This is a genomic window from Streptococcus bovimastitidis (assembly GCF_001885095.1).
Lineage (GTDB): Bacteria > Bacillota > Bacilli > Lactobacillales > Streptococcaceae > Streptococcus > Streptococcus bovimastitidis.
This window is the reverse complement of sequence record NZ_LZDD01000001.1, coordinates 266,838-291,959: the sequence shown is the minus strand read 5'-3', so window position 1 is coordinate 291,959 and position 25,122 is coordinate 266,838. Positions and strand designations below refer to the sequence as shown.

Annotated in this window: 30 protein-coding genes; 7 read left to right on the top strand and 23 right to left on the bottom strand. The window is 36.4% G+C overall.

Annotated features, from left to right (window positions below):
- Positions 1-39: 39 nt before the first annotated feature.
- On the top strand, positions 40-741 hold the full coding sequence (gene pnuC / locus A9Q68_RS01415; RefSeq protein ID WP_071792879.1) for a nicotinamide riboside transporter PnuC: 702 nt from the start codon (positions 40-42) through the stop codon (positions 739-741).
- A gap of 6 nt (positions 742-747) precedes the next feature.
- Here pnuC and A9Q68_RS10640 read toward each other — a convergent pair whose 3' ends face one another.
- The 3 genes from A9Q68_RS10640 to A9Q68_RS01405 all read right to left on the bottom strand — a co-directional run bounded on the left by A9Q68_RS10640 (position 748) and on the right by A9Q68_RS01405 (position 2,518).
- On the bottom strand, positions 748-906 hold the full coding sequence (locus A9Q68_RS10640; RefSeq protein ID WP_102777395.1) for a hypothetical protein: 159 nt from the start codon (positions 904-906) through the stop codon (positions 748-750).
- A 117-nt stretch (positions 907-1,023) separates the two neighbouring features.
- Complete coding sequence (gene obgE / locus A9Q68_RS01410; protein ID WP_071792878.1) at positions 1,024-2,337, bottom strand: GTPase ObgE; 1,314 nt, start codon at positions 2,335-2,337, stop codon at positions 1,024-1,026.
- A 52-nt stretch (positions 2,338-2,389) separates the two neighbouring features.
- Positions 2,390-2,518 carry a DUF4044 domain-containing protein gene (locus A9Q68_RS01405; RefSeq protein WP_003099126.1) on the bottom strand — a complete coding sequence of 43 codons (129 nt, stop codon included), beginning with the start codon at positions 2,516-2,518 and terminating at the stop codon, positions 2,390-2,392.
- A 162-nt stretch (positions 2,519-2,680) separates the two neighbouring features.
- Here A9Q68_RS01405 and A9Q68_RS01400 point away from each other — a divergent pair, with 162 nt between their 5' ends.
- Positions 2,681-3,922 (top strand): aminopeptidase, encoded by a 1,242-nt coding sequence (locus A9Q68_RS01400; RefSeq protein ID WP_071792877.1) that lies wholly within the window; start codon positions 2,681-2,683, stop codon positions 3,920-3,922.
- A gap of 104 nt (positions 3,923-4,026) precedes the next feature.
- Entirely contained in the window at positions 4,027-4,944 is a 918-nt protein-coding gene (locus A9Q68_RS01395) for a magnesium transporter CorA family protein (protein WP_071792876.1), read from the top strand.
- Positions 4,945-4,975: 31 nt separating this feature from the next.
- Here the strand turns inward: A9Q68_RS01395 and A9Q68_RS01390 are convergent, their stop codons facing one another.
- Together A9Q68_RS01390 and A9Q68_RS01385 are read right to left on the bottom strand one after the other, a co-directional pair.
- Positions 4,976-5,698: a pseudouridine synthase gene (locus tag A9Q68_RS01390; protein WP_071792875.1), complete on the bottom strand. Its 723-nt coding sequence runs from the start codon at positions 5,696-5,698 to the stop codon at positions 4,976-4,978.
- Between the two features lie 9 nt (positions 5,699-5,707).
- A complete protein-coding gene (locus tag A9Q68_RS01385) occupies positions 5,708-6,061 on the bottom strand; it encodes an iron chaperone (RefSeq protein ID WP_071792874.1) in 354 nt (117 codons plus the stop codon).
- Positions 6,062-6,162: 101 nt separating this feature from the next.
- Here A9Q68_RS01385 and A9Q68_RS01380 point away from each other — a divergent pair, with 101 nt between their 5' ends.
- Positions 6,163-6,525, top strand: coding sequence for a thioesterase family protein (locus A9Q68_RS01380; RefSeq protein ID WP_071792873.1), 363 nt, complete (start codon positions 6,163-6,165; stop codon positions 6,523-6,525).
- Between the two features lie 155 nt (positions 6,526-6,680).
- On the opposite strand, the gene A9Q68_RS01375 is transcribed toward A9Q68_RS01380, so the two are convergent.
- Entirely contained in the window at positions 6,681-7,904 is a 1,224-nt protein-coding gene (locus tag A9Q68_RS01375) for an MFS transporter (protein ID WP_071792872.1), read from the bottom strand.
- Positions 7,905-8,393: 489 nt separating this feature from the next.
- Between A9Q68_RS01375 and A9Q68_RS01370 the strand changes: the two genes are divergently transcribed.
- On the top strand, positions 8,394-9,878 hold the full coding sequence (locus tag A9Q68_RS01370) for a DUF1846 domain-containing protein (protein WP_071792871.1): 1,485 nt from the start codon (positions 8,394-8,396) through the stop codon (positions 9,876-9,878).
- Positions 9,879-9,905: 27 nt separating this feature from the next.
- Here the strand turns inward: A9Q68_RS01370 and A9Q68_RS01365 are convergent, their stop codons facing one another.
- The 8 genes from A9Q68_RS01365 to A9Q68_RS01330 form a co-directional block, all read right to left on the bottom strand.
- Positions 9,906-10,679, bottom strand: coding sequence for an ABC transporter permease (locus tag A9Q68_RS01365; RefSeq protein ID WP_071792870.1), 774 nt, complete (start codon positions 10,677-10,679; stop codon positions 9,906-9,908).
- On the bottom strand, positions 10,676-11,332 hold the full coding sequence (locus A9Q68_RS01360; protein WP_071792869.1) for an ABC transporter ATP-binding protein: 657 nt from the start codon (positions 11,330-11,332) through the stop codon (positions 10,676-10,678). Before A9Q68_RS01360 ends, A9Q68_RS01365 begins: the two co-directional genes overlap by 4 nt.
- Positions 11,333-11,489: 157 nt before the next feature.
- Positions 11,490-11,885 (bottom strand): PaaI family thioesterase, encoded by a 396-nt coding sequence (locus tag A9Q68_RS01355; protein ID WP_071792868.1) that lies wholly within the window; start codon positions 11,883-11,885, stop codon positions 11,490-11,492.
- 84 nt (positions 11,886-11,969) lie between these two features.
- Positions 11,970-12,428, bottom strand: coding sequence for a GNAT family N-acetyltransferase (locus A9Q68_RS01350; protein ID WP_071793706.1), 459 nt, complete (start codon positions 12,426-12,428; stop codon positions 11,970-11,972).
- 169 nt (positions 12,429-12,597) lie between these two features.
- Complete coding sequence (locus tag A9Q68_RS01345) at positions 12,598-13,077, bottom strand: nucleoside 2-deoxyribosyltransferase (protein WP_071792867.1); 480 nt, start codon at positions 13,075-13,077, stop codon at positions 12,598-12,600.
- A 76-nt stretch (positions 13,078-13,153) separates the two neighbouring features.
- A complete protein-coding gene (locus A9Q68_RS01340) occupies positions 13,154-14,146 on the bottom strand; it encodes a helix-turn-helix domain-containing protein (RefSeq protein ID WP_071792866.1) in 993 nt (330 codons plus the stop codon).
- A 225-nt stretch (positions 14,147-14,371) separates the two neighbouring features.
- Positions 14,372-14,827, bottom strand: a complete 456-nt coding sequence (locus A9Q68_RS01335; protein ID WP_071792865.1) for an 8-oxo-dGTP diphosphatase — start codon at positions 14,825-14,827, stop codon at positions 14,372-14,374.
- Positions 14,828-14,951: 124 nt separating this feature from the next.
- On the bottom strand, positions 14,952-15,470 hold the full coding sequence (locus A9Q68_RS01330) for a hypothetical protein (RefSeq protein ID WP_071792864.1): 519 nt from the start codon (positions 15,468-15,470) through the stop codon (positions 14,952-14,954).
- A gap of 176 nt (positions 15,471-15,646) precedes the next feature.
- On the opposite strand from A9Q68_RS01330, the gene A9Q68_RS01325 reads away from it, so the two are divergent.
- Together A9Q68_RS01325 and A9Q68_RS01320 are read left to right on the top strand one after the other, a co-directional pair.
- A complete protein-coding gene (locus A9Q68_RS01325) occupies positions 15,647-16,216 on the top strand; it encodes a dihydrofolate reductase family protein (protein WP_071792863.1) in 570 nt (189 codons plus the stop codon).
- A gap of 35 nt (positions 16,217-16,251) precedes the next feature.
- A complete protein-coding gene (locus A9Q68_RS01320) occupies positions 16,252-16,632 on the top strand; it encodes a DUF1761 domain-containing protein (RefSeq protein ID WP_071792862.1) in 381 nt (126 codons plus the stop codon).
- A 51-nt stretch (positions 16,633-16,683) separates the two neighbouring features.
- Here the strand turns inward: A9Q68_RS01320 and A9Q68_RS01315 are convergent, their stop codons facing one another.
- The 9 genes from A9Q68_RS01315 to A9Q68_RS01275 form a co-directional block, all read right to left on the bottom strand.
- The gene (locus A9Q68_RS01315) at positions 16,684-17,817 is read right to left on the bottom strand and encodes a PTS sugar transporter subunit IIC (protein ID WP_071792861.1); all 1,134 of its coding nucleotides are present in this window, start codon (positions 17,815-17,817) and stop codon (positions 16,684-16,686) included.
- Between the two features lie 213 nt (positions 17,818-18,030).
- On the bottom strand, positions 18,031-18,420 hold the full coding sequence (locus tag A9Q68_RS01310; RefSeq protein WP_106403987.1) for an HIRAN domain-containing protein: 390 nt from the start codon (positions 18,418-18,420) through the stop codon (positions 18,031-18,033).
- A 4-nt stretch (positions 18,421-18,424) separates the two neighbouring features.
- Positions 18,425-19,240 carry a J domain-containing protein gene (locus A9Q68_RS01305; RefSeq protein ID WP_071792859.1) on the bottom strand — a complete coding sequence of 272 codons (816 nt, stop codon included), beginning with the start codon at positions 19,238-19,240 and terminating at the stop codon, positions 18,425-18,427.
- Positions 19,241-19,284: 44 nt separating this feature from the next.
- Complete coding sequence (locus tag A9Q68_RS01300; RefSeq protein WP_071792858.1) at positions 19,285-19,830, bottom strand: DUF3592 domain-containing protein; 546 nt, start codon at positions 19,828-19,830, stop codon at positions 19,285-19,287.
- Between the two features lie 54 nt (positions 19,831-19,884).
- A complete protein-coding gene (locus A9Q68_RS01295; RefSeq protein WP_071792857.1) occupies positions 19,885-20,652 on the bottom strand; it encodes a hypothetical protein in 768 nt (255 codons plus the stop codon).
- A gap of 255 nt (positions 20,653-20,907) precedes the next feature.
- The gene (locus A9Q68_RS01290; RefSeq protein ID WP_071792856.1) at positions 20,908-21,561 is read right to left on the bottom strand and encodes an ABC-2 transporter permease; all 654 of its coding nucleotides are present in this window, start codon (positions 21,559-21,561) and stop codon (positions 20,908-20,910) included.
- On the bottom strand, positions 21,561-22,403 hold the full coding sequence (locus tag A9Q68_RS01285) for an ABC transporter ATP-binding protein (RefSeq protein ID WP_071792855.1): 843 nt from the start codon (positions 22,401-22,403) through the stop codon (positions 21,561-21,563). Before A9Q68_RS01285 ends, A9Q68_RS01290 begins: the two co-directional genes overlap by 1 nt.
- Positions 22,393-22,779 carry a GntR family transcriptional regulator gene (locus A9Q68_RS01280; RefSeq protein ID WP_071792854.1) on the bottom strand — a complete coding sequence of 129 codons (387 nt, stop codon included), beginning with the start codon at positions 22,777-22,779 and terminating at the stop codon, positions 22,393-22,395. Before A9Q68_RS01280 ends, A9Q68_RS01285 begins: the two co-directional genes overlap by 11 nt.
- 621 nt (positions 22,780-23,400) lie before the next feature.
- The gene (locus tag A9Q68_RS01275) at positions 23,401-25,080 is read right to left on the bottom strand and encodes a recombinase family protein (RefSeq protein ID WP_071792853.1); all 1,680 of its coding nucleotides are present in this window, start codon (positions 25,078-25,080) and stop codon (positions 23,401-23,403) included.
- Positions 25,081-25,122 lie beyond the last annotated feature (42 nt).

Sequence of the window (25,122 nt, the reverse complement as noted above, 5' to 3'; positions counted from 1 at the left end):
ACTATTGACATAAGCTTTCTGCTGTGTTTGAATATTCTTATGGCAAAGTTTAACTATTTTACAACATTTGAGTGGTCACTTTGGTTTTTTTCCATCGCAACCATATTATCCTCTTACCTCTTTTTTCACCAATCAAATCTTTTAGCTTTATCTGCTTCTTTAATTGGAGCTTCGGCATTGATCTTTTTAGCAAAGGCAAATCCTTTAGGACAAGGACTTTTTCTCATCTTTTCTGTTCTTTATGCCTATATCTCATTAAAAAACCAATACTTTGGTGAAGTCTTGGTATACTTTACAATGACGCTTCCCATGGCAATTTTGGCATTGTCCTCATGGCTAAGCCACCCATTTATGGGGAGGAAATCACAAGTGCTTATTAGTCACCTAAGCATCAAAGATATTTATCTGATTAGTTTTCTAAGCTTTCTAGTAACGATAATCTTTTATTTTGTCTTAGGGATTTTTCACACCTCCTTCCTTTTGATTTCAACTTTGTCCATCACAACAACTTTTGCTGCGACCTTTTTATCCTATAAAAGAAGTCCCTACTTTGCTTTAATATTTGCGATCAATGATATTGTCTTAATCATTCTTTGGCTATTAGAAGCCGCTACAATTAGTAGTCATTTTTCAGTTGCTATTTGTTATGCTGTTTTTCTGATGAATGATATCTACACATTTTTTAACTGGCTACGGCTACACTCTCACCAGGAAAACATTATTAAAAAGGATAGGGTATAATAATCCCTATCCTTCTTTCTTTTCTAATTTTTCACGTTCCAGACGCAAGCGACGATTGGGATTTAAAAGATTAAAGAGCTCCTCTAATTTTTCTGCATTCCAAACATCCGCGGCCGAAACAAAATTGCCATCTTTATCCTTGAAGGATATTGGTTTATCACCCATAAAAAACCTCCATAAAAAGATACTATTCCTTACTTACGATTATATCATTTTATTATTAACGAAATAGCGAAAGCCGTCTTAACGATAGGTGCTTTAGCACCATTGCTAAGTAGCAAGTTAATCAATAAACTCAAACTCAAAGTTACCAATTCGTACCAAATCACCATCTTTAGCCCCACGTTCACGAAGGGCTTCATCAACACCCATACCACGAAGTTGACGGGCGAATTTCATGATGGATTCATCTCGTTCCATATTAGTCATCACAAAGAGACGTTCCAGTTTTTCACCTGTTAGAATCCAAGAAGCATCATCATCACGGCTGATTTCAAAGTCTTTTTCCTCACCATCAAAGCCATAGTAAACTTCTTCATCTTGGAAATCGCTATCTTCGTAAAGTAAGAACTCATCAGTATTTGCTAGCATTTCTGCCGTAGCATCCATTAGACTATCTAATCCTTGTTTAGCCAAGGTTGATACTGGAAAGACTAAAGGAAGTTCGTCAAATTCATCGTAATTTTCAGCCAGTTTTGCTTTGAATACTTTTAAGTTTTCGTCTGCTTCTGGCATATCCATTTTATTAGCAACGATGATTTGTGGACGTTCTAAAAGTCGTAAATTATAGGTTTCTAACTCATTATTGATAGAAACATAGTCATCATAAGGATCACGTCCTTCGGATGCTGACATATCGATAATGTGTAAGATAACACGGGTTCTTTCAATATGACGGAGGAACTGTGTTCCAAGACCAACTCCTTGACTGGCACCTTCAATTAAACCTGGTAAATCAGCCATGGCAAAACTTTCACCTGACTTGGTTTGAACCATACCTAGATTAGGAACAATTGTAGTGAAATGGTAAGCACCAACTTTTGGTCTGGCAGCTGAAACAACACTTAAAAGAGTTGATTTCCCTACAGATGGGAAGCCAACTAAACCAACATCAGCTAAAATTTTAAGTTCAAGTTCTAACTCACGTTCTTCACCAGGTTCACCATTTTCAGCAATTTCTGGTGCTGGGTTTCTTGGTGTTGCGAAGCGGATATTCCCACGACCACCACGACCACCTTGAGCAACCACAAATTCTTGTCCATTTTCGACAAGGTCCGTAATGACTTTGCCTGTAATGGCGTCTTTTACAGTAGTTCCTGGTGGAACTGGGACAATCAAATCTTCAGAGCCACGACCGTGCATCCCTTTTGTCATCCCTTTTTCACCAGCTTTTGCTCGGAATTTACGGTTATAACGGAAATCCATAAGGGTTCTTAATCCTTCATCAACTTTAAAGACGACAGAGCCACCTTTACCACCATCACCACCCCAAGGTCCACCATTAGGGACATATTTTTCACGTCTAAAAGCGACCATTCCATCACCGCCTCGACCAGCATGAACGCTGATTTTAGCAGTATCTAAAAACATACTCATATTCTTCTCTTTACTTTCATTTACTTTAAAAAAACGCCTATTGGCGTTTTTTTTACATCAATACTGATAGTGCACCTGCAATAAGGCCACCTACAGTTACGAGAACCATTAAGATAACAACAAACATTGTAATTTTTTCAAATGCTGTTTTCTTACGTGGTCCATTTTCACCAAATGCCAATTTGCCACCTCAATTATAGATTTTCTTTTTTATATAGTAACACGAAACAGTATTTTAAGCAAATCACAAACAAGGAAAACCTCTATAAAATGCTATAAATCTTGAGGTTTTGGCACTTTTATGCTACATTAGATTTACTATATCTTTAAGAAGGAGCTTTTCATGGTTTTACCTGATTTTCAAAAAAATTTAGAAAAATATGCTGATCTTTTAATTACAAAAGGTGTTAATGTTCAAAAAGGACACACACTGATTATTGCTATTTCTGTAGAGCATCACAAATTGGCTTCCATCCTAACTGAAAAAGCTTACCAAGCTGGCGCTGCTGAAGTTGTTGTTGAATACATTGATGACAAAATTGCTCGGCTACGTTTAATGCATGCTGACTACGATCGTTTGGTTAACGTTCCGGATTACTTGGTTGAAAAATCAAACTATTTCTTAGACAAAAATGCTAGCCGTTTATTCGTTCGTTCATCAGACCCTAACGCATTTGCTGGTGTCGATTCTGAACGCTTATCTGAATCAACTAAAGCGACTGCTGTTGCTCTTGAAAAACAAAGAGCTGCTTCTCAAGCTAACAAATTCTCTTGGAATTTAGTTGCGGCTTCAAGTCCAGAATGGGCTGCAATGGTCTTCCCTGATCTTGCTACTGAAGAAGAACAAGTTGATGCTTTGTGGGATGCTATCTTTAAAATGAATCGTATTTATGAAGAAGACCCAATCAAAGCTTGGGATGAGCATCAAGCACGCCTTGAATCAAAAGCTGATTTATTAAATGACTATCAATTTGATGCCCTTCACTACATGGCTCCAGGTACTGATTTAACTTTAGGTATGCCTGAAAACCATCTTTGGGAAGCTGCAGGAAGCACAAATGCACAAGGCGAAGAATTCATTGCCAATATGCCTACCGAAGAGGTCTTTACGGCTCCGGATTATCGCCGTGCTGATGGCTATGTTTCTTCTACAAAACCTTTGAGTTATGCTGGTGTCGTTATAGAAGGCATGAAATTCACCTTCAAAGACGGTCAAATTACAGAAGTAACAGCCGAAAAAGGGGAAGAAACCATTAAACGTCTTGTTGAAGAAAATGATGGGGCACGAGCCCTTGGTGAAGTGGCTCTAGTTCCTCATAAAACACCAATTTCATTATCTGGTTTAACTTTCTTCAATACACTTTTTGACGAAAATGCTTCAAACCACTTAGCTATCGGTCAAGCATATGCCTTCAGCTTAAAAGGTGGAACTGAAATGACTCAAGAAGAGTTAAAAGCAGCTGGTTTGAACCGTTCAACTGCCCATGTTGATTTCATGATTGGTTCTGAAAAAATGGATATTGATGGTATTACTAAAGATGGTCAAGTGGTCCCAATCTTCCGTGGTGGCGAGTGGGCTATCTAATCGCATCGATAACTAAAAAATAATGAATTTTAAAGAAAACTCATACCTCTAAAAAAAGCTAGTTTCAACTAGCTTTTTTTGCTTTTTGCGCTTATAATAAGCATATGTATTATCAAATTTTAGAAAAATTAAAACCAACCACTTTTGAAACCTGCCAAGAAGAACAAATCCCTTTTGTTGCTGTCATCAAACCAAATGAATGGCCTAGTATTCAAGATGCCTTAAAAATGGGTATTGATATGGAATTTGACTTCACTAATGCTCGTTCGACCAAGGCAGAAGTCAACTTAGACTCCTTAACCGGGACTTTCAAAATTCCTAATCATGAGGATTTACTCAACCAAGCTATTGATTTCTCCTTTGCACTTGATGAACGAGGTATTGTCTTCATCGATAGTCATGATCATGTTGAGCATTTAATCAAAAAAATCCAAAAAAGTAAAAAATGGAAAAAACCAAGTTTGGAACGCTTTATCTATGATTTTTTGGAAAATATTATCAAAGGGGATTCAGAATTATTAGAATCCTTCGATAAATTTTTAGACAATTTAGAAGAATCGATTCTAGACGGCAAGCAACTATACAAAGAACAAGAACTTAATGCATTGAGACGGAAATTGACCAAGTTAAATAGTCATTATATTCAATTGATTGATCTGGCTCAAGAATTGTCGGAAAATGAGAACAACTTCTTCCAAGAAGAAAATCTTCGTTTCTTCCACCTTTTCTCAGCCAGAGTCACTCGTCTGCAAACGACCGTTCTCACCTTGCGTGAAACCATCATTCAAATTCGTGAATTAGCTAAATCACAATTAGAAATGCGTCAAAATAAGAATATGGCTGTCCTAACTACCGTTACCACTTGCTGTATGCCACTTACCATTTTAGTTGGTTGGTATGGGATGAACTTTAAACATATGCCTGAATTGGACAATCCCATGGCCTATCCTTTAGTTATTGCTTTTGCCATTACTATTTTTATTTCAGCAATTCTCTATTCTAAATTTAAAAAATGGCTCTAGAAAACCGTTACCTGAAAAGGTAACGGCTTTTTTATACTTTAAGCTTCAACAATGATTGAAGTTCGTCCTCATTTAAACGTCTAAAGTCTCCTAAGGCTAATTGAGGGTCCAAGTGTAATGGTCCCATTGAAAGACGTTGCAAGTCTGTCACTTCCTTACCACAAGCTAGGACCATCCGTTTGACCTGATGGAATTTCCCTTCTTTGATGGTAATACGAACGCGACAGGTATTTGCTTCCGTATTAATAGCCAGAATCTCTAATTTTGCCGGCTGACATTGATGGTCTGATAGACTAATTCCCTGAGCGAAAGCTTCTATATCTTGCTCCATCATGATGCCATCAACCTCCGCCTCGTAGACCTTATTCACATGTTTTTTGGGCGATAAGAGCCGATGAGCCAAATCCCCATCATTGGTCAGTAATAAAAGACCATGCGTGTCTTTATCCAAGCGTCCCACCGGGAAGACCGATTTACGCCTAGCCGTCTCATCCAATAAATCCAAGACCGTTTGATGAAGCTGATCCTCAGTCGCCGAAACCACTCCTTGAGGCTTATTCAAAAGATAATAAAGAAACTCCTCATAAACCAACTCTTGCCCTTGGTAGGTCACCTGATCCTTATTAGGATCAATCTGCAGCTTGGCCTGACTTTCCGGCTTACCATTAACCATAACCAGCTTCTTCTTCAGGAGTGCCTTAACTTCCGTCCGACTGCCTAGTCCAGCTTCCACTAAAAATTTATCCAGTCTCACGACAACCTCCTATTGGCCATATGTTTCATAGAGCCAGTTCAGCATAGCTTTAATTTCTTCTTGGGGTAATAGCTCTTCATAAGTCAACTTAAAGCCCCTTTTACTGTATTTCAAGTCGGGATAGATATCAGTGAAATGAGCTACCGCATCCGGACCAATATAGACATTTAAATGATTACTGTAAGCCTGAAAATGAATGAGATAGGTCTTCTGCCAATAAGAGGGCATAGACCAAGCAATGCCTTCTATCACAGAATCAGGCAATTGGCTGACAATGACATTTCTTAAACTTGCTAATTGTCGCTGCTGATCCACAGGTCGCTCAGCAATATAAGCTGTAACAGCTTCTTTATTTTCCTTCATAAGTCCATCCAATCACTTTTTTTATAGTATAACATATTCACAGTTTCTATAAGACTGAAAGCTACTAAAGTATTATAATAAAGGAAAAAAGGAGAAAATTCATGACCATTTATTCTCAAGTTTTTGAAAGCAAAAATGAGCATTCCGCAAAGCGAATGGGCTCTGGTGGTTTGGATGTCTTATCTACACCTTCCTTAGTTGCATTCATGGAAAATGCCTGTTTCCAATTTACAGAAGAATCCCTTAATGACAGTCAACTATCCACCGTTGGTACCGAAATCTCTATCCAACATCTTAAAGCCAGTAAGATTACGGAACCAGTAACTGTGACCATTACCGCTCTTAAAGAAGAAGGCCGACGCTATGACTTCCGATTAGAAGCCTTTGTCAATGAGCAATTAATTGCTAAAGCTTGTCATACCAGAGTTCGCATCGAAATGGACAAATTCCTTAGTAAGCTTTAGGTGTCCAGCTAACACTCTAATAAATAGGTAAAAACTAGCTTTCCAATGACCACATCAGTTCAATATTAATAAAAAGGTCCTTAGCTATGCTAAGGACCTTTTCTATGGTCATTTGTGTGACCTACTATTTTATTTTCTCACAATTTTAAAATAATTTAGTTTGATAAATTGCTATAGATTGATGATTTAAGGTTCTTGATTGATAGCATGGCAATAAATGAGATGATGTATAGCGATGCTAGGAAAATCATAACCATTGGAACACCTGAGGCGTCTAAGATTTTACCAATAATAACGGATGAGAAACCACCAACTGCACGCCCAACGTTTAGAATCACGTTGTTAGCTGTTGAACGAATGTGGTGTGGATAAAGTCTTGTAATCATTGCCCCGTACCCTGCAAACATACCGTTGACGAAGAAACCTACAATTGCGCCACCAATAATCATTGTCGGCATTGAGTTGGCAAATTGGAAGAGGTAAACGCAGACTGATGAAGCAATCAGGAAGGCTGAGTAAACCATTCTTGGTCCAAAGCGGTCAAGGATTTGACCAAAGGTTAGCATCCCTAAACACATTCCCAAGATAGTGGCTACCATCCATAGAGATGAGTCTTTTACTGAGATATTTAAGCTGGTTTGGATAATGGTTGGTAGCCAGTTCATCATGCCGAAGTAGCCAGCAATTTGAACGGTTGTCATAACCATTAAAGCTAGTGTTTGGGCTGTTAATTGTGGTGTTTTGAAGAGTTGGTTAATTTTAACGGGTTGGCTAGTTTCTTCTGACTCATCACCACCATTGTCCCAAATCTTGTCATCGTCGATAGCAAGCTTCATCCAAAGGACTAATAAGATAGGTGCTAAACCGAATAAGAAGAGTCCTCTCCATCCTAAGGCTGGTGCTAACCACCCGGCTAGTAATGCTGATGTGATTGAGCCGACCTGCCCAGCGATTCCGTTAAGGGAAGAAATACGTCCCATTTTTTCTGGTGGAACAATTCCGGCCATGATGGCAATGGCAACGCCGTACTCACCACCAACCCCGATACCAGCGATAAAGCGCATGATGTAGAGGTATTCAATACTTTTAGTGAAGTAAATCAAGCCTGTTGCGATTGAGAAGACCAAAATCGTCCATTTGAAAACCTTGAATTTATGATGGCGGTCAGCTAGTAGGCCGAATAACAACCCTCCAACCAACATTCCTAAGTTTGTAATGGTCGCAATCCACCCACCTTGAGCTCCTGTTATGCCAAGTTCGGTGATGATTGAGGACATTGAGAAAGCCAGGAACATAACGTTTAAGTCATCTGTACCTGATGCTACAATGGCTGCCGCTAGGGCCCGCTTGTTGTTCTTGTCTAAAGACATTTGTGACATGTTCTTCTCCTTTTAATAGTAGCTCTCTGACTACCTTAATTAATTGAACACTCCTTTAGGCCCAAAAAAGGACTCGCAGCAAGGCCGTGAGTCCACAAAAAGTCTACAGAAAATAAGAGGGTAGGGATTACCAACTCTTCTTTGCACTTTCATGTCTCACGGAACATGCTTAAAGCAGTATTTAATTGTCTATAAGTATAACCAAGTAAATGAGAATTGTCAACCACTTTTTTATTTTTTAAGAATTGCCAAGCTGCCTAACTAGGCAAACAACAAAAATGACAGATAGCAAGAAAGAAGGCACCGACATGGGCTGCGCCCTATATTTCATGCAATACTAAAAGCCATTCCTCGGGTCAGAATTAACTCAATTTAATGTTCGGAAATTCTACTGATAATTCTTAAAAGATCTAAAAAATAAGAGAAATTCAGGAAATCCTTTTCTTTCTTTCTGCTTCTTTGTTATAATGCTAAACAGAGGTGTAAAACATGAAAAAAATTGCTTTTGATTCCGAAAAATATTTAAATCTGCAAAGAGACCACATTCTTGAACGCATTAGCCAATTTGATGGCAAACTCTACATGGAATTTGGGGGCAAGATGTTGGAAGATTTCCACGCTGCCCGTGTCTTACCAGGATATGAACCTGATAATAAGATTAAACTTTTAAAAGAACTAAAAGACCAAGTTGAAATTGTAATTGCTATCAATGCTAATAACATTGAGCATTCTAAAGTGCGCGGTGACTTGGGTATTTCTTATGACCAAGAAGTCTTCCGTTTAATTGACAAATTCAATACCCTTGATATTTATGTCGGCTCTGTTGTCATTACCCAGTATAATAACCAGTCTGCCGCTGATGCTTTCCGCAAAGCTCTTGACAAAAACGGGATTTCTTCCTATTTACATTACACCATTAAGGGCTACCCAACTGATATTGACCACATTATTTCCCCAGAAGGGATGGGTAAAAATGACTATATCGAGACTAGCCGTAACCTCGTCGTTGTAACGGCTCCTGGTCCAGGTTCTGGAAAATTGGCCACTTGTATGTCACAGATGTATCATGATCAAATGCGTGGCGTGACTTCTGGTTATGCTAAATTTGAGACTTTCCCTGTTTGGAATCTACCGCTTCATCATCCGGTTAACTTAGCCTATGAGGCTGCTACAGCTGACCTTGATGACGTTAATATGATTGACCCCTTTCATTTGGAAAATTATGGTAAGACTACCGTCAATTACAACCGCGATATTGAAGTTTTCCCAGTCTTAAATCGGACCTTTGAAAGGATTTTAAATAAATCACCTTATGCTTCCCCAACTGATATGGGTGTTAATATGGTTGGCTTCTCTATTGTTGATGAAGAGGCTGCCATTGAAGCTTCTAAACAAGAGATTATCCGTCGCTATTACCAAACCTTGGTTGACTTTAAAGCGGAACGGGTTAGTGAAGCAGCCATTAAAAAGATTGAACTCTTAATGAATGACATTGGGGTAAGCCCTGAAGACCGTCAGGTAACTGGTTTGGCGCGTGAAAAAGCTGAAACTACTCATGCTCCTGCCCTTGCCTTAGAACTTCCTGATGGTCGTTTCGTGACTGGTAAGACATCTGAATTATTCGGACCGACTGCTGCAGTAGTGATTAATGCGATTAAGAAATTAGCCAACATAGCTAAAGAAACACCATTGATTGAACCTGAATACGTTAAACCAATTCAAGGGCTTAAAGTAAATCACTTGGGTAGTCAAAACCCTCGCTTACATTCCAATGAAATTCTGATAGCGTTAGCCATTACTGCTATGACTAATAAGGATGCCGACCTTGCTATGAAAGAACTTGGCAACTTGAAAGGTAGCGAAGCCCATTCTACTGTAACCCTAACCGAAGAGGACAAAAACGTCCTTCGTAAATTGGGCGTTAATGTGACATTCGATCCCGTCTACCAACAAGACAAACTCTATCGTAAATAAAAAGATTGGAAAATTTTCCAATCTTTTTTAATTTTTCTTGACTTGTAATTGTTTCTTTTTGTTGAAAAATCCCTTATAAGCTAGATATGAAGCGACAAAAGAAGCAATGGATGTTGTCGAGAGTAACATAAAGGTAACCATCATTTGGTATTTGACAGCTTGAATCGGAGAAGTTCCTGCTAGAATTAGCCCCGTCATCATTCCTGGTAAGGAAACGATTCCTAAAGTTTTAGCGGAATCGATGGTTGGCACCATTCCCGTCCGAATAACATCACGAATAATGTCAATAGAAGCTGGTAAAATATCTGCGCCAAGTGCCAATTTGGTTTCTACTTCTTCTTGTTTATCACGGAAAGAAGCTAACAGTTGTTTATAACAAAGCCCAATGGCCACCATTGAGTTACTAATAATCATTCCTCCGACAGGAATCATTTGATTTGGAACGAACTGTAAAATGCCTGAGAAAATGAGAACTGACAAGGTAATACTTGCCCCTAAAGTGATGGCAATAAAGGAAATTTTAAACCCATTGCTGATACCCTTTCCACGATTGGCAGCATTATGAGAGGCATTGAGAATCATGAAAAGTAAAAGTAAGGCTGTAAAGATGGGGTTCTTATAGCCAAAAATATAATCGAGTATAAAGCCAACAATTAAGAGTTGAACAACAGCTCTGACAGCACTAATGATAATTTCTTTCTCAAGTTTCAGTTTTTGCCAATAAGAAAAGAAGAGAGTAATCAGAACTAAAGACGATGCTAAAAGCAAAGATGTTACGGAAATATTATCTGCACCACTCATTTAATGACCTCCATACTTTCTAATTGACCTTGAACAATGGTCATGACCTTATTGGCATATTTACGAGATTGGCTAGAATCATGGGTAATCCAGAGAATAGTCATCCCTTCTGCTTGTAAATTAGCAATCACTTCTTCAACGATCTCTTTGTTTTGCGTATCCAATGCTGAGGTCACTTCGTCAAGGAGAAGTACTTTTGGAGTAAATAGAAGCTGTCTAATCAAAGCAATTCTTTGTTTTTCTCCACCTGATAATTTTTTGACATCTTGCTCTAGATAAGAAAGATCCATTTTGAAGAGGTCAAACAAATTTTTAACACGGTCTTGGTCCATTGGCAAATGGCGAATATCAAAAGGAAATTGGATGTTATCCTTAACGATTTCACCAAACAAATAAGGTGTTTGGAAACAGTAAGACACTTGCTGTCTTAATTGCGTTGGTTCATAATCTTCTAGTTTTTTCCCCTCAAAGGTAATATGACCACTTGTCGGGCTTTGTAATGATGAAGCCAATTTTAAAAGGGTACTTTTACCACCCCCTGATGGACCAACAATGGAAACAAAATCTCCTTGCTCAATCGCAAAACTAATATCACTTAGAATCGTTTTACCGTCGGCAACAAAGGAGACATCTGTAAAATCTAATAATGCCATTTCTTTCTCCTGTTGTTTCTTAATTATAATCATTCTTAATAACTAGTTTACCACTTCTTTCGATAAAAGTCCTTATTTGTGATTAAAAAATGAGAAGATAAGAGATTAGCATAAAAAAACTAGGACTATTGTCCTAGCTAAATGAATGATTCAGATATTAATTTTCTTCAATCTTACCAGTGATGTAAAGGGTTAGGCTCACTTTTGTTAAAACTTTACCATCCTTGTTTTTCACTTCTACGTCAACAACTTGAGTTGTGCGACCACTATGCACAGCTTTTCCTTCAACCCAAAGCGTCTCACCTAAGCGACTGGCTTTAAGGTAGTTAATATTAGCTTGCAAGGTTACAGCATTAACGCCTAAGGACTTAGCAACTAGACCACCAACTTGGTCACAAAGGGTAAAAAGATAACCACCATGCGAAATATTGTAATAATTTAAAGAATGTTCAACAACTTCTGTTGTCATCACAGCATGACCAGCTTCTAAAGTTTCAATCTTATAATTTTCAAAAACGCGAATTTCAGCTAATTCAATATCTTCTTTTTTCATTTTTCTACCTCGTATATAGTCATTACAGTTCTTAATTATACTATAAAATAGACATCTGAGCTAAAAAAATATTTGTGAAATAGTTTACTTGGTTTGCGAACTAGCAAAAGTTTCACGCATCTTAATAAAGCGTTTTTGAGTCTTCCATCCATCATAGCCCATCCTTTGGTAAAATGCATGCGCCTCAAGCCTTTGAGAGCCAGAATTCAAGCGGATAAAGGCAAACTGTCTATCCATGGCCCATGCTTCAAAACAAGTCAACAAGGCTTTGCCAATCCCTTTTCCTTGGCTAGAATGAGCCACTGCTAAGCCTAAAATATTGAGACCAGGATCACTGTAAATCGTTTCATAAACCTCTGCTTCTAAAAACCCAAGAACCTGTTGACTCTCATCATCCTCAAAAACAAAAATAGGATGGTCTTGATTGTGATGAAAGCGAGCAAGTTGTTTTGTCACAGATTCAAGTGGTTGGTCATAACCCAAATCTTCCTTACAAATCACTTGTAAACTTGGGGCATCTTCTACACTAGCAAAACGAATCATTGGATTTTCCTCCATATAGCTTTCTCTTTTTTACGTGATCAGTCATTTATAATCAAAAACTGATTTATCTCTAGCAAATAAATCAGTTCAATTGTCTCTCATTTTAAAAACAACTTTGATTATTTCAATCTAAAAATAATTTAGCTGTTTATTTTGACCTAAAAATGATTTAGTTGTTATCGAAGTCAGCAATGGCATCCAAGAGTTCCTGGCTTGAGCTAACCACTTTACCATTTAATTTGATAAGTCCTACAGTATACAAATTCACATAACCAAATTGTGATTCTCCAACGGTTTGGAGAGCATCTAATTTTTGTTGGTTATCCGCTCCTAATTGACGGGAATCTGTATAAAGTCCCAAGACAGGAATACCTGCTTGATAGGCAATTCCAATTTCTGACGCAACGCCAGGATCAATCACCTGACCATCCAAGACCGCAATCACAAAATCACTCTCTAGAACGGCTTGCGTATCTAACATAGCAATCATTTTAGAATCAGCATAGGCATTTTTATCATTAATCTCACCTTGTTCTTGTGGCAAGAAAACCGTAGCTTCAGGGTAAGCCTTACGAATTTTCTCCACCAAAACTTGGTTAAAGGTAAATTCCATCTCAGTAAATAAGGGACTTGCAAAATAAATCTTCATGGGAAACTCCTCTATTTTTAGTACTACTATTATAACACGACCGCAAGAAAAAACTGCCTCTTAATGAGGCAGCTATCTAATCTTCAGCTTTTATGACTATTTTAGTTATGGTCATCACGATAACAAAAAGAATTCCAGCGATTGGCCAAATAATCCAGGTCATTCCCCAGCTATTAGTGATAAAGGACCATCCTAAATAAATAACGGTTGCTGATAACCAGTAGATACTTGCCACCCGTGAGATAAGGATTGAACTTTTCTTTTTGGCCAAACTAAAGTCCCCTTCTTCCAGTAATTTTTGATAACTACTGGCAATCATTGAATTCTTGACAAACAGGTTGACAGCAATAGAGACAATTGAAAGGAGCAAGCAAACCATTAAGATAATAATAAGGTCATCTTGGGTTAAGAAGGAAGACATGACTAATGGGATGACACCTAGTATGCATAAGATAACGCCTATGACAATCTGTCTCTGATGACGACTGTCAAATTCATTTTGAAGCTTTCTAACAAGGCCTTCTACCCCATATTCCGTATCGATGGCTTCTTTTTCTAAGTAATCAAATTTCTTAAGATGATTATCACTTGAAATAAAAATGGAGACAGCAATTGCGACAAATATAAGAAGCACGCCAATACCAATTGCTCCAGCAATTCCTTCTGAGAGACCCATTAATTTATTTTCAGCCATCCCAGATAAGGCAAGTAATGCTATGGGGGATAAAACACTGAGACTTGAAGCTAATGCTACCTTAGGGCTGTCTATTTGCACCTGATTTAAATAATCTTGAGCTTCCGAAAGTGTAACAAATCGTTTTGGTCCCTGTTCGTCATGACTTTCTACAAGCTTTCCGCTTTCTTCTTTTGGATAGTCATCCTTTAATAAGTAATCCGTTGAAACTCCAAAAATGGCTGCCATCTGAATAATTCTGTTGATATCCGGAATTGACTGTGCACTTTCCCATTTTGAGACTGATTGTCTCGAAACTTCCAATTTTTCTGCCAATTGCTCCTGGCTCCATGCATTACGTTTTCTTTCCTCAATAATCTTATCTGCTAAAATCATTGTTCTTACCTCCAGATATTTGATAGCTTTAGCATACTTAAAAATGGAGTTGCAAGCTATAAAGTTAGCACGTCAATTTGTCAACCGTTAGTTGCAAGCCTGATTTAATGCTATTTATTACATCATTTCTTAAGTTAATTATATCATGAAAAAATGAACAAAAACTCTCACCTTAAAGCCAATCCCCTAAAAAAAGTCATCCTTAGAGATGACTTTCATAAAGTATTATTTGAGAATGTCTTTCCAAACACCATCTTCCTGGAAGAAAAAGTGTTCGCTGATATCATCACGTAAGAAAACTTCAAGCATAATGTCCATTGATGAAGCTAATTTCAAGTGTTTGAGTTCTTCTAAATCAACCCAGTAAACTTCACCTTCATCTGATGATTGCAATTGACCTGAGAATTTATTGGTTTTATAAAGAAAGACAACATAGCGAGAGCCATCGGAATTGGTCCAATCTTTGATGCCACATATTTCCAAATCGCTGATATCTAAGCCAGTCTCTTCTTTGATTTCTCTTATGGTCGAGTCGACAACTGACTCTTCATAGTGAACGTGTCCACCTGGGAAAGTTATTCCCCACCAGTCATTGCTGACCTTATCCTGAACTAAAACACGCCCTTGATCATCATAAATCATACACATATTGGTCAGGGTTGTTGCAATTTCTCGCGACATTTTAAGACTCCTTATTCCTAAAGATTTGTATTCTGATATCTTAACTTTTACTATTAAAGTATCTGATTTTTCCTCAAATTTGTCAAGTCAATAGGCAATTTAACTAAGGTTTAAGCCATTTTCATTAAGTATTGACTTTATAAACCAGGTAAATAAGGCCTACAATAATGACTAGCGTCCATAACTTTAATATTGGAATAAGACATAAAGCAGCTGTAATGCCAAGCCCTGCAAAAATATCCAAACCATCTACCGTTTTAGCTTGATGACCATTTTCAGACAAATATTCTAGAAAAGCATTACCATCTTGTTCTGATTGAGTCTTCGGAAAGCCCTCTAATCCGGCCATTTCCAAAGCTTTCGGACCATATGATTTAAGAAATTCTTCACGGTCAGAAGTAGATACTAAGATATTTAATGCTGCTTGTTTTGCAATCTTTATGGTAGCACTCCCTTGGCCGTCCTTAATCTTTTTGATATCTGACAAGTTAAAATGTCTAAGTGCTTGACCAGTCTCTGATAGTACTGAAATTTCTTGATTCTGATCAATCACAATTTTAGCGGAAACCGGATCTTTCAATAATTTACCAGGGAAATAGCCAACTTGAAAAACTAATGTGTTTTCTCTTTTATTTTTAGTCATTTATCTGCTCCTTGACCACTATATACTCCTATTTTATCAAAATAACCGCCTTTCAAGCTAAAAATAAATAGAATCTTTTGGCACTCTAAATATATTTTTTCAGTCACATCAATTTACTTTATCTTGCTAAAACAGTATACTATCTAAGTTACTTTAAAAATTAGAAAGTCTGAAAAATGAGAGATATTGTTTTGTTTTTACACATGTCACTAGATGGCATTGTCGAAGGTCCAAAAGGAGCCATGGATATTGGCTTTGTTGCCTATAATCAAGAACTTGAAGCCTTTGCTCAAAAAAACTTATCCACCGTTGAAACCATTCTTTGGGGTAAAGCAACTTATGAAATGATGTCCAGTTACTGGCCTGACATGCTTGATAATCCTGAAGTCACTGATTATGAACGCAGACATGCCAAATGGATAACTGATGTTGAGAAGGTCGTTGCATCTACAAGTCTTAAATCCGCTGACTGGAACAATTCTACCATAGTGTCTGAAAATTTAAGCCAATACCTTAAAGAATTGAAAAATAAGGACGGCCAAGATATTTTAATTTTAGGAAGCCCCCGCCTCGGACGCTCCTTACTTTCAGAAAATCTCATTGACAAGATTAAATTGTCAGTCTCTCCCACTGTTGTTGGGAATGGCTTGCGCCTCTTTGAAGATATCAGCACAGACTTAGAACTGATCAGCTCACAAAGCTTTAGCACAGGTGCCCTGGGACTTGAGTACAAGGTTAAACATTAATTCGCAACACCAAGTATTCACATTAGGAGAAAAAAATGACACTTATTATCGCAATCGTTACTGGCATTATTAACTTTATGATTGGTGGCCTCTGGTATGGCCTCCTCTTCCAAAAACCTTGGATTGAAGCAATGGGAATTAACCCTGAAGACATTGGTAAAAATGGCGATGGCAAAAAAGAAATGATTATGACAGTTATCGTTGAAGTTATCATCAGTATTGTTACCATCTTATTCTTATCAGCTATCAATGCAGCGACGCCACTTAATGCTATCATTATCGGCATTATTACAATCCTTTCAGGACTTAAGAACTACTTCTTTGAACAACGTCCGGTTAAATTAATACTTATCAACGAAAGTTATAAAATTGTTGCTTTCGTGGTAATCGGTTTAGCGCTACTTTTAATTAAATAAACAAAATCCCCTTAGGTCATAAACTTAAGGGGATTATTTTTGATCTGTCTGTTATTTGGTAGAGGTAATGACCTTAATTTCTAGTGGGCTTGGGTCTTGATGTTTGCGTACGAATAAAATGGCAAAGGTGACACCAAATGAAATGGCAATGGTAATTAAGGTATTTATAAAGTTGATCCAATTGCCATCTGGTGAGATATAGGCTGGTAATGCTGCTAGTCCTGGATCAGATAAGGCAAAGCCTTTAACTCCAACCAAGCCAGAATATAGACCACCTAAAAATCCTCCTGCTATTATGGCTCCCATGGCTTTTTTAAGAGGAATAGCAACACCATAAAGGGCAGGTTGTGAAACGCCTAATAAGGCCGTCACCCCTGATGAAATGGCATATTGTTTATAGGCTTTGTCGCTACTTTTAAGGGCTACTGCTAGGGCTGCTCCTGCCATTGCCATATTACCTGGTAAGAGACCGGTCATCATCAGATTATCAAAGCCAACTTTTGCTAAATTTTGAGTCGAAATAGGAATGAGCGCATAATGGCCACCTGCCATAATAATAAACATACCGAAGCCACCAAGTATAGCTGATACCAACCAACCTGCAAACTGGTTAAGCCATGTAATACCTATCCCTAAGATATTTCCAAAAATAGTACCAATAGGTCCAATTAAGAGAACACCAAGTACGCCTGTCAACATTAAAATGAGTACTGGTGAAAAAACACCTTTAATCATTTTGGGAAGAATTCCATTAACACATCGCTCAATATAGGATTGGGCCAAGACAATTAAGATGATGGGAATTACTGATGACGTGTAGGTAATATGAGTCAGTGGAATCCCAAAAAAGTCCCCACTCTTTGTTGTCACAGCTTGACTAAATTCTGGATGGACTAAGAATAAGGCCACCGAGGTCGCCAATACTGGATTAGTTTTAAAAACTCTGGCTGATGAATGCGCTAACAAAACAGGTAAAAAATAAAAGACTGCATCTGCGATATGATATAAAATAAATTGCTCTGCTGTCTCTGGTTTAATTATTTTAAAGGTGAGCAATAAGATAATGATTCCTTTTAAGATTCCTGCACCTGTTAAGGCAACTAAATTGGGGGCAAATATTTCTTTTAAGCCATTTAGAATCTTATCCATGACTGATAATTTTAGACTATCGGTTTTCTTATCCATAAGCAACTCCTCTGACCATTTATTGATTTTATACCTCTATTTTACCATAAAATTGGATAAAATAAAGCGTTTCAGTCAAAAATAGCTAAAAATCATCAGATGAATTTTAGCTATTTTACATACTTATTGTAAGATAGGAAATGTGAGTCATTTTATTTATTCATTGCTAGATAGAAATTTTAGCTAAGCAGATATTAATAAATTCTTATCGCTTTAGCTCTCGTGTAAATAGATGGCTATTTCAATCTTGGTCCACTGACCTTTTTTCTCTTTACGGGTAATTTTACCAAAAAGCACTTTACCCGCATCCATGAGGCGAGAAAAAATCAGGTTGTCTTTTTGCGGAATATATCCGATTTTATCACCCTTCAGGGTCACAATTTTGATAGCCTGGGGATCAAAGCGATTATCCGGTTCGCGATAGAAGACCAGCTTATCGTCAAGGTCTAGTTGGGCTTCAATGTCAGCAATATTCTCAATGTGACTGGTACCTGCAACGATAGTTTCAAATAAATAGATATCTCTTTCGAAGGGAGTTGGCAAAACAAGACCCAATTCCTGATTTTGTAGATACTTAATCAAACCTAAATTGTCATTTGTCATTAATTCATTTATGCTTATTACCTAATAATTCTTTTAATGCTTCTTTTTGCGTCTTAATGGCTTCCTGATAAGCTACTAATTGCTTTTGCAGACTATCTTTTCTTTTACGAATGATATCGTCACTAGCGATATATTCATTTAAAGTATAGGGAACATTTGCCTTAATTTCCTCTATCTCATTTTGAATGTTTTTTCTTATCGTTTCCAATTTTTTTTGCTCTTGCTCAAGGGAATCATTAACCGTCGACAAACCAGTTTCACTGTCACTACTGCCCTCATGTAAAAGTAAATCGATTAGTCTTAAGGTCTTTAAATCGCAAGCTTTAAAAGCTGAGACGACCGATTTGAAAAACTCTGCATCCTGCACACTTTGATCAGGGTGCAAATCTGGGTGTAATTTTTTGACCAATAATTTATAGAGTTGCTTCAACTCTATACTTTCATCCTTAGTTAATGGTGTGCCATTGACTCTTTCAACCGCTTTACTTATTTCTTCTAACTTAGAATTTAAGGTTTCTTGGAAGTGTTGAAACTCTTTGTCTAAAAGGGTCTCGATTTCGTCAAGATTAATTTCCTCTTGACGATTTATCCTAGCTTGGATAAAGTCTTTTTTCCGTCTCAATCTCATAAAAACTGTGTAGGCTTGATAAATGCGATATTCTAAATCACCGTACTCACGGATATAAGAAGCTTTAATATTTTCACAAACCGTGAACTTAAGCTGATCTCGCTCAAATACAAAATCAACAATTTCTTTGCGTAAAGCATCAACAGCATTTTTGATAGGACTAAGTCCTGGAAGTAAATGATTATTTTCCATTTTATTATTTTTTAAAAAGCAAGTTTCTAATTAGTTTTAGAACATTATGGCAAGAGAATGACAATCAATAAATCTATAATGAGTAAGCAGATGGCTGTAACAAAGGTTAGATAAAAAGCCCATTTCTTCTGACAATATCTTTCAACATATGCCAATTGTGGTTTATCTGCAGCATAAAAAACCTTAACTTGACTGCCAATCGGGTAAATCTCCTCAAGAGGATTTTTAATCAAGCCAAAATGACTATTCAAACTCCGGTCGATATAAAGTACTTGATTTTTTTCATAAGATGTCTTAATAGTATTAGCAGCAATTGGCGACCTGTGAGAGTAGGTTTTATAAGCCTTATATTCTGGCCCAACGACCTTATAGTGTTGACCATTTACAGTATAAGAGACAATGGGTAAATGAATACCCGAATCTTCAAAGCCTTTGCTTGTTCTAGTATAGGAAATAACTTCTCCACTGGTCTCTTCCGTACATCGAGACTCTTGTAACAAATATTTGTAAAAGAATTTAAAAGCAATGACAAATAGAATTAAAGCCCCTAGGGCAAGGAAAATCCCGAAAATCAATTTAATAACTAACATCTCCCAACTCCCTCTTTATTTTTTAAGAAATAAGTACCTTTTTGTTGTTTTTTTCTAGAATTTTTCAATTAACCACTGAATGAAAAATCCAATCAAAACCACAATAGCGCCACCACCACCTAAGGCTGCCATCTGAAGAGCATATTTAGTTTCCGCATCAAAGGCTTCTTTCCAGTGATCTTCCTTCTTAGATAGTTTTAATATATCTCCTATGTGTTGAGGATTTGAAAGACTTTTATTGACTTGTATGTTTCCATTTTTAGGATCTGCTTCCGCCCTATAAGAAAATGAGATAGAGCGACCACCGACTAGTCTGGTTTTTTGATGATAGATACCAGATTCCTTTGTCAGAGCCGTTTCAAAATTTAAGCATCTAAATTTATTCTTCTGCAAAGTTTTTAAAAGAACAGTTCCTTCATTGTATAGGATTTCGCCTGAGGTCAGTTTAGCCTCTTCCTCAGGACTTAAAAGTCTTGAAATTCGGATGCCATCCTCATTGGTTTCAACCAGACAATTCAATGCTGAAAGACGATTCTGCAATTTATTAGCCAATTCCAAGACATGACTTGCACCAAGGCCTTCATTTAAAGGGAAAAATTCCTTATTAACAACTTTGCGTTCACGGAGAATACCCAAAAAGCAAAGTAGGCCAGGAATACCAACCGCAAAGGTCACTGCTGCACCAAAAAGTTCCCAGTCACTACGATAAAAAGAGGTCAAATAATGATAAAGCAAGACAATTGCAAAAGAATTAAAAATGATACTCAAAAGGAATGACGAGGTGGCTGGACCCAAAGTCCATGTTTTAACTGTAAATTTCATACAGAGCCTCCGAAGTTAGACGAAATAGATAAAAAAATGTTTTACTATTTGAATCTCAAATAGTTTCTATTTCAATTATACAATAATTTAAAGTTGGAAAATGAGAAAATTAAGTTTAAAAATAAAATTTTAATTTAAGTTGAAACTATTTTTTGAAGACAGCAAAATAACCACTCGGTTGTGAGTGGTTATTTTTGATTTAATATGTTAGTTATTTAAGTAAGTCACGCTCATTTTTTTAATAAATGGAACAAATTAAAAATCACTTTTAGAATAAAATTTGTTTGATAACTTCACGGACAGGATCATTCCCATTACTATTATAGCAAGGAGTATACTGACACTAAATATCTTGTTCATAAGCAAAAAGGCCGTTACAACTTTCAACTGATTCGCGAAAAAGGTAGATGCAAGCACAATAACTGCTAATAATAGAAAAGGAATTGTCACCAGTGTTTTTCCTTTTTTATATCCATATTTAAAATAAATGGGGTATTCCATAAAAATAATAAATAAGGTCACTAAACCTACTATGGGGGCTGTTACTAAAATAGTTAGCGCACCATTATTAATTTGGAAGATTAGAGAAATAATGAATGCTAAGACAATACCGATAAGTATCATAGCTCCTACAAATAAAGTGGCTAGTAAATATCTACCCTTAACAACATTTTTGGGAGAGATACCAAACAACTTATAAAGAGGATCAATTCCTGACTCTTCACCCACCATGAAAGGGTACCCAGAAAAGAGAATAGCAAACATTTGTGCTGTAGCTAGTGCTGTTACAGGATTTTTTGATAAGGCACCATAACCAATTCCCATTCCAAATAAGATAATGAAATTTTTAATTGTAAAATAAGGTTTAACTGATAATATGTCTAGCTTTAATACTTTCATTAAGTCCATTAGACACCCTTTCTAAAAAGAATCATAATGCGATCAATAGAAATATGATCTTCGAGATACCCTTCTGGTATTTCATCCACTTCACTACGCTTCACCAAGTATTCAATCTGATATTTTGTCTTCTTCCTTCCTAAAACAAGAGATTCATTTAATGAGAATTGATTTTGTATATCACATTTCAATATCATAAAATAATTCATGAAGTCATCTTTTTCTAGAGAGAGGACAATTTTCCCATCATCTATAAATACAATATAATCTGCTATTGCTTCTAGGTCCTGTGTAATATGAGTAGAAAAGAGTACTGAATGGTTTTCATCTTGCATATAGTCAGAAATGATTTCCATTAACTCTTCACGCATACTTGGATCTAAGCCACTTGTAGGTTCATCAAGAATCAAGACATCTGCATGATGCGACAAAGCAATGGCCAACATCAGTTTAATTTTCATGCCGCGAGATAATTCTTTAACCTTAAGTTTTCTGTCAATAGAGAAGTCAGATAAATATTTTTGGAATAGTGTCTCATCCCATTCATCATATCCAACCTTCATGGCATTATTGACTAAATCCATATTCCAATCTTTTGCAAGAAAAGAATCATCCATAATGACACCAATTTTTTGGTTATCAATTTTTATACCGAGTTCAGAATCTCCAAACTCAATATCGCCATCATAATGAATCAATGAGAGAATTGATTTAATCGTTGTGGTTTTACCCATACCATTTTTACCAATAAAGCCAGTAACAAAGCCTTTAGGTACAGTAAAATTGACGTCTTTTAAGGCAAAACTAGAATACTTTTTATTCAAATGTTTTATTTCAATTTTATTCTTCATACACATCTCCTATATATATATAGTGTATAAGGTCTATTAATTCAGATTCGCTGAGGTTAATTGCCTTAGCAATTTGACACGATTTGGTTAAATAGTTTTCAATCTCTTTTTGCTTTTCATCTTTCAATATATCTGGATTCATGGCAGCAACAAAGGTTCCTAAGCCCTGACGAATAAGAATAAAGCCTTCTTTTTCCAACTCATCATAAGCTTTTTTGACGGTCAAAATACTCACGTTCAACTCTTTAGATAATTGTCTTACCGATGGTAATTGTTCCTCAGATGACAACGTAGAATCAACGATATTTTCTTTTATTGCATTTTTAATCTGTTCATATAATGGTGTACTACTGCCATTAATAAGTATTATCTTCATTATCATCTCCTCTATAACAGTATATAACACCACTTAACTCTTGTCAATCCAAAAAAACACTTGATTAGAAATCAAGTGTTTTGAAAATAGTATTCAGTTACTATGAAACTTGCTTAAAGTAGACCTAAAAGAATCATCAGGAAGCCAATAAAATTGGTTAAGGAATGGATGAAAAAGAAAAAGTTATAATAAATTGTCCACTTACTGAAATGTGTATTTATATAAAAGCTTGGTCCTTGATAGTTCCTTCAAATTTATCTAAATCGAGTAAGTGATACAACATGAACCTGTTGTGACTTAAAATTCAATCAAGTATGTTCTAATGAAAATACAAAAGGAGCTGAGCTTCCAACTCAACTCCAGATTAGAACCGTTAAAAAGACGGTTACTCGTTATTAATAGACCATAACTCGTCCAACAACTCGGTCAAAAGAGGGGACGGGTTATTTTTTGTCCTTTTCTTTGAAGATTTTAGAACATGGCGCCTTGAAACCAGGGAGGGCTATGAATTACTTGCGTTTTTCTAACAGACTTACGCACTCAATATGATGTGTATGTGGAAGTAAAAAGGTCCTGTGGACCTTTTTAGCATGGCGCCTTGAAACCAGGAAGCGCCATGAATTACTTGCGTTTTTCTAACAAGCTTACACACTCAACATGCTCATCATTGTCCAAACCTATATTTAAATCTTCATCGATGATAGGAAGTTTAAAAGTAATTGATTTTAGCCATTGCCCATTCGGTTGCTTTTCTTCGTAAATTTGAATTTCAGAAATCAAAGCTGTAATTAACTGTCTACGCTCTACATCATTCATTACCTTGTAAAGTTTATCAAAATAGATCAAAATCTTATATATGTTATCTCCTGTAAGTTTCTCAGCTTCAATAGTTTGTTTCTTTGCTTTCGCATCAATTAACAATGATTCTAAGTCTTCAATCTTATCATACATATGATAAAGTCTATCGTCTAAGTCCTGTTTTCTTCGTTTGTAGTGCTTATCATCAGCATCTAAATTATCTATTTCCTCAATTAGCTTAAATTTCGTAGAATGGCTCTTCCTCAATTCTTTCTGGTAATTATCTATCTCTTTTTCTATTTCAGAGGTATCTACCTTCATGTTAATTTTTTCTTGCATCATAGAAGCAAATTTGGGATTGCTTACTATCTTTATAATTACCTCAGCAACTGCATCATCTAACAATTCTTCTCTGATTTGTTTATTGTAAGTACATTTATGACCTCTTATCATATGCCTATGTTTACAGCCATAGTAATAAAAATCTTTATACTTTGTACCATCTTTCTTTTTCTTAATACACTTGTTTCCAAACATTCCCACTCCACATATTGGACATTTCACAATTCCTGAAAGCAGATGTGTGCGTGTATCTTTCCCTTTATTCACATGCTCATATTTCTTTGCTTGAGATTTTAACTTAACTTGAGCTGCTTGCCATAGCTCATCAGAAATTATAGCTTCATGAATACCTTCAGCTATTAAATATTCATCTTGTTCAACTTGCTTATATTCATTTCTTGTTCCATGAACTTTTTCTAAAGTTCTTCTTCCAAAGGCTATTTTCCCGTTATATACAGGGTTTTTTAATATCTTTCTTATAAGACCTGCGTCGAACAATGGATTTTTCCCATTTTGTCTTGGAATTTTTCTTATACCATGATTTTCTAAGTATTTAGAAAGTCCATTGGCTCCAATGGTTGTATTTACATACTGATCAAAAATAGTTCGTATCGCAATTGCTTCTTCCTCATTGATTATCAATTTTCCATCAATAAGTTGATAACCATAAGGAGCAAAACCTCCATTCCATTTGCCCTCTCTTGCCTTTTGAATACGCCCTTCCATTGTTTGAACACGAATATTTTCTCTTTCAATTTCAGCCACAGCTGATAAAACTGAAATCATCAATTTACCTGCATCTTTGGATGAATCAATCCCATCCTCAACACAAATCAAATTGACTCCAAAATCTTGCATTGTTTGTAGAGTTGATAAAACATCAGCAGCATTTCTTGCAAATCTTGACAGCTTAAACACAAGAACAAAAGATACTCCATCCTTTCCGGATTTTATATCTTCCATCATGCGAGTAAACTGTATTCTTCCCTCAATAGATTTTCCAGACTTGCCCGCATCTTCATATTCTCCTACAATTTCATAATCATTATAAAGGGCGAACGCCTTCATTCTTGATTTTTGTGCCTCTAAAGAATAGCCATCTATCTGTATTGATGTAGATACTCTTGTGTAGAGGTATACTTTTGTTTTTTCTTTTGACATAGCATTAACCTCAATATATTTTTCTATATCTTAATATTTTTA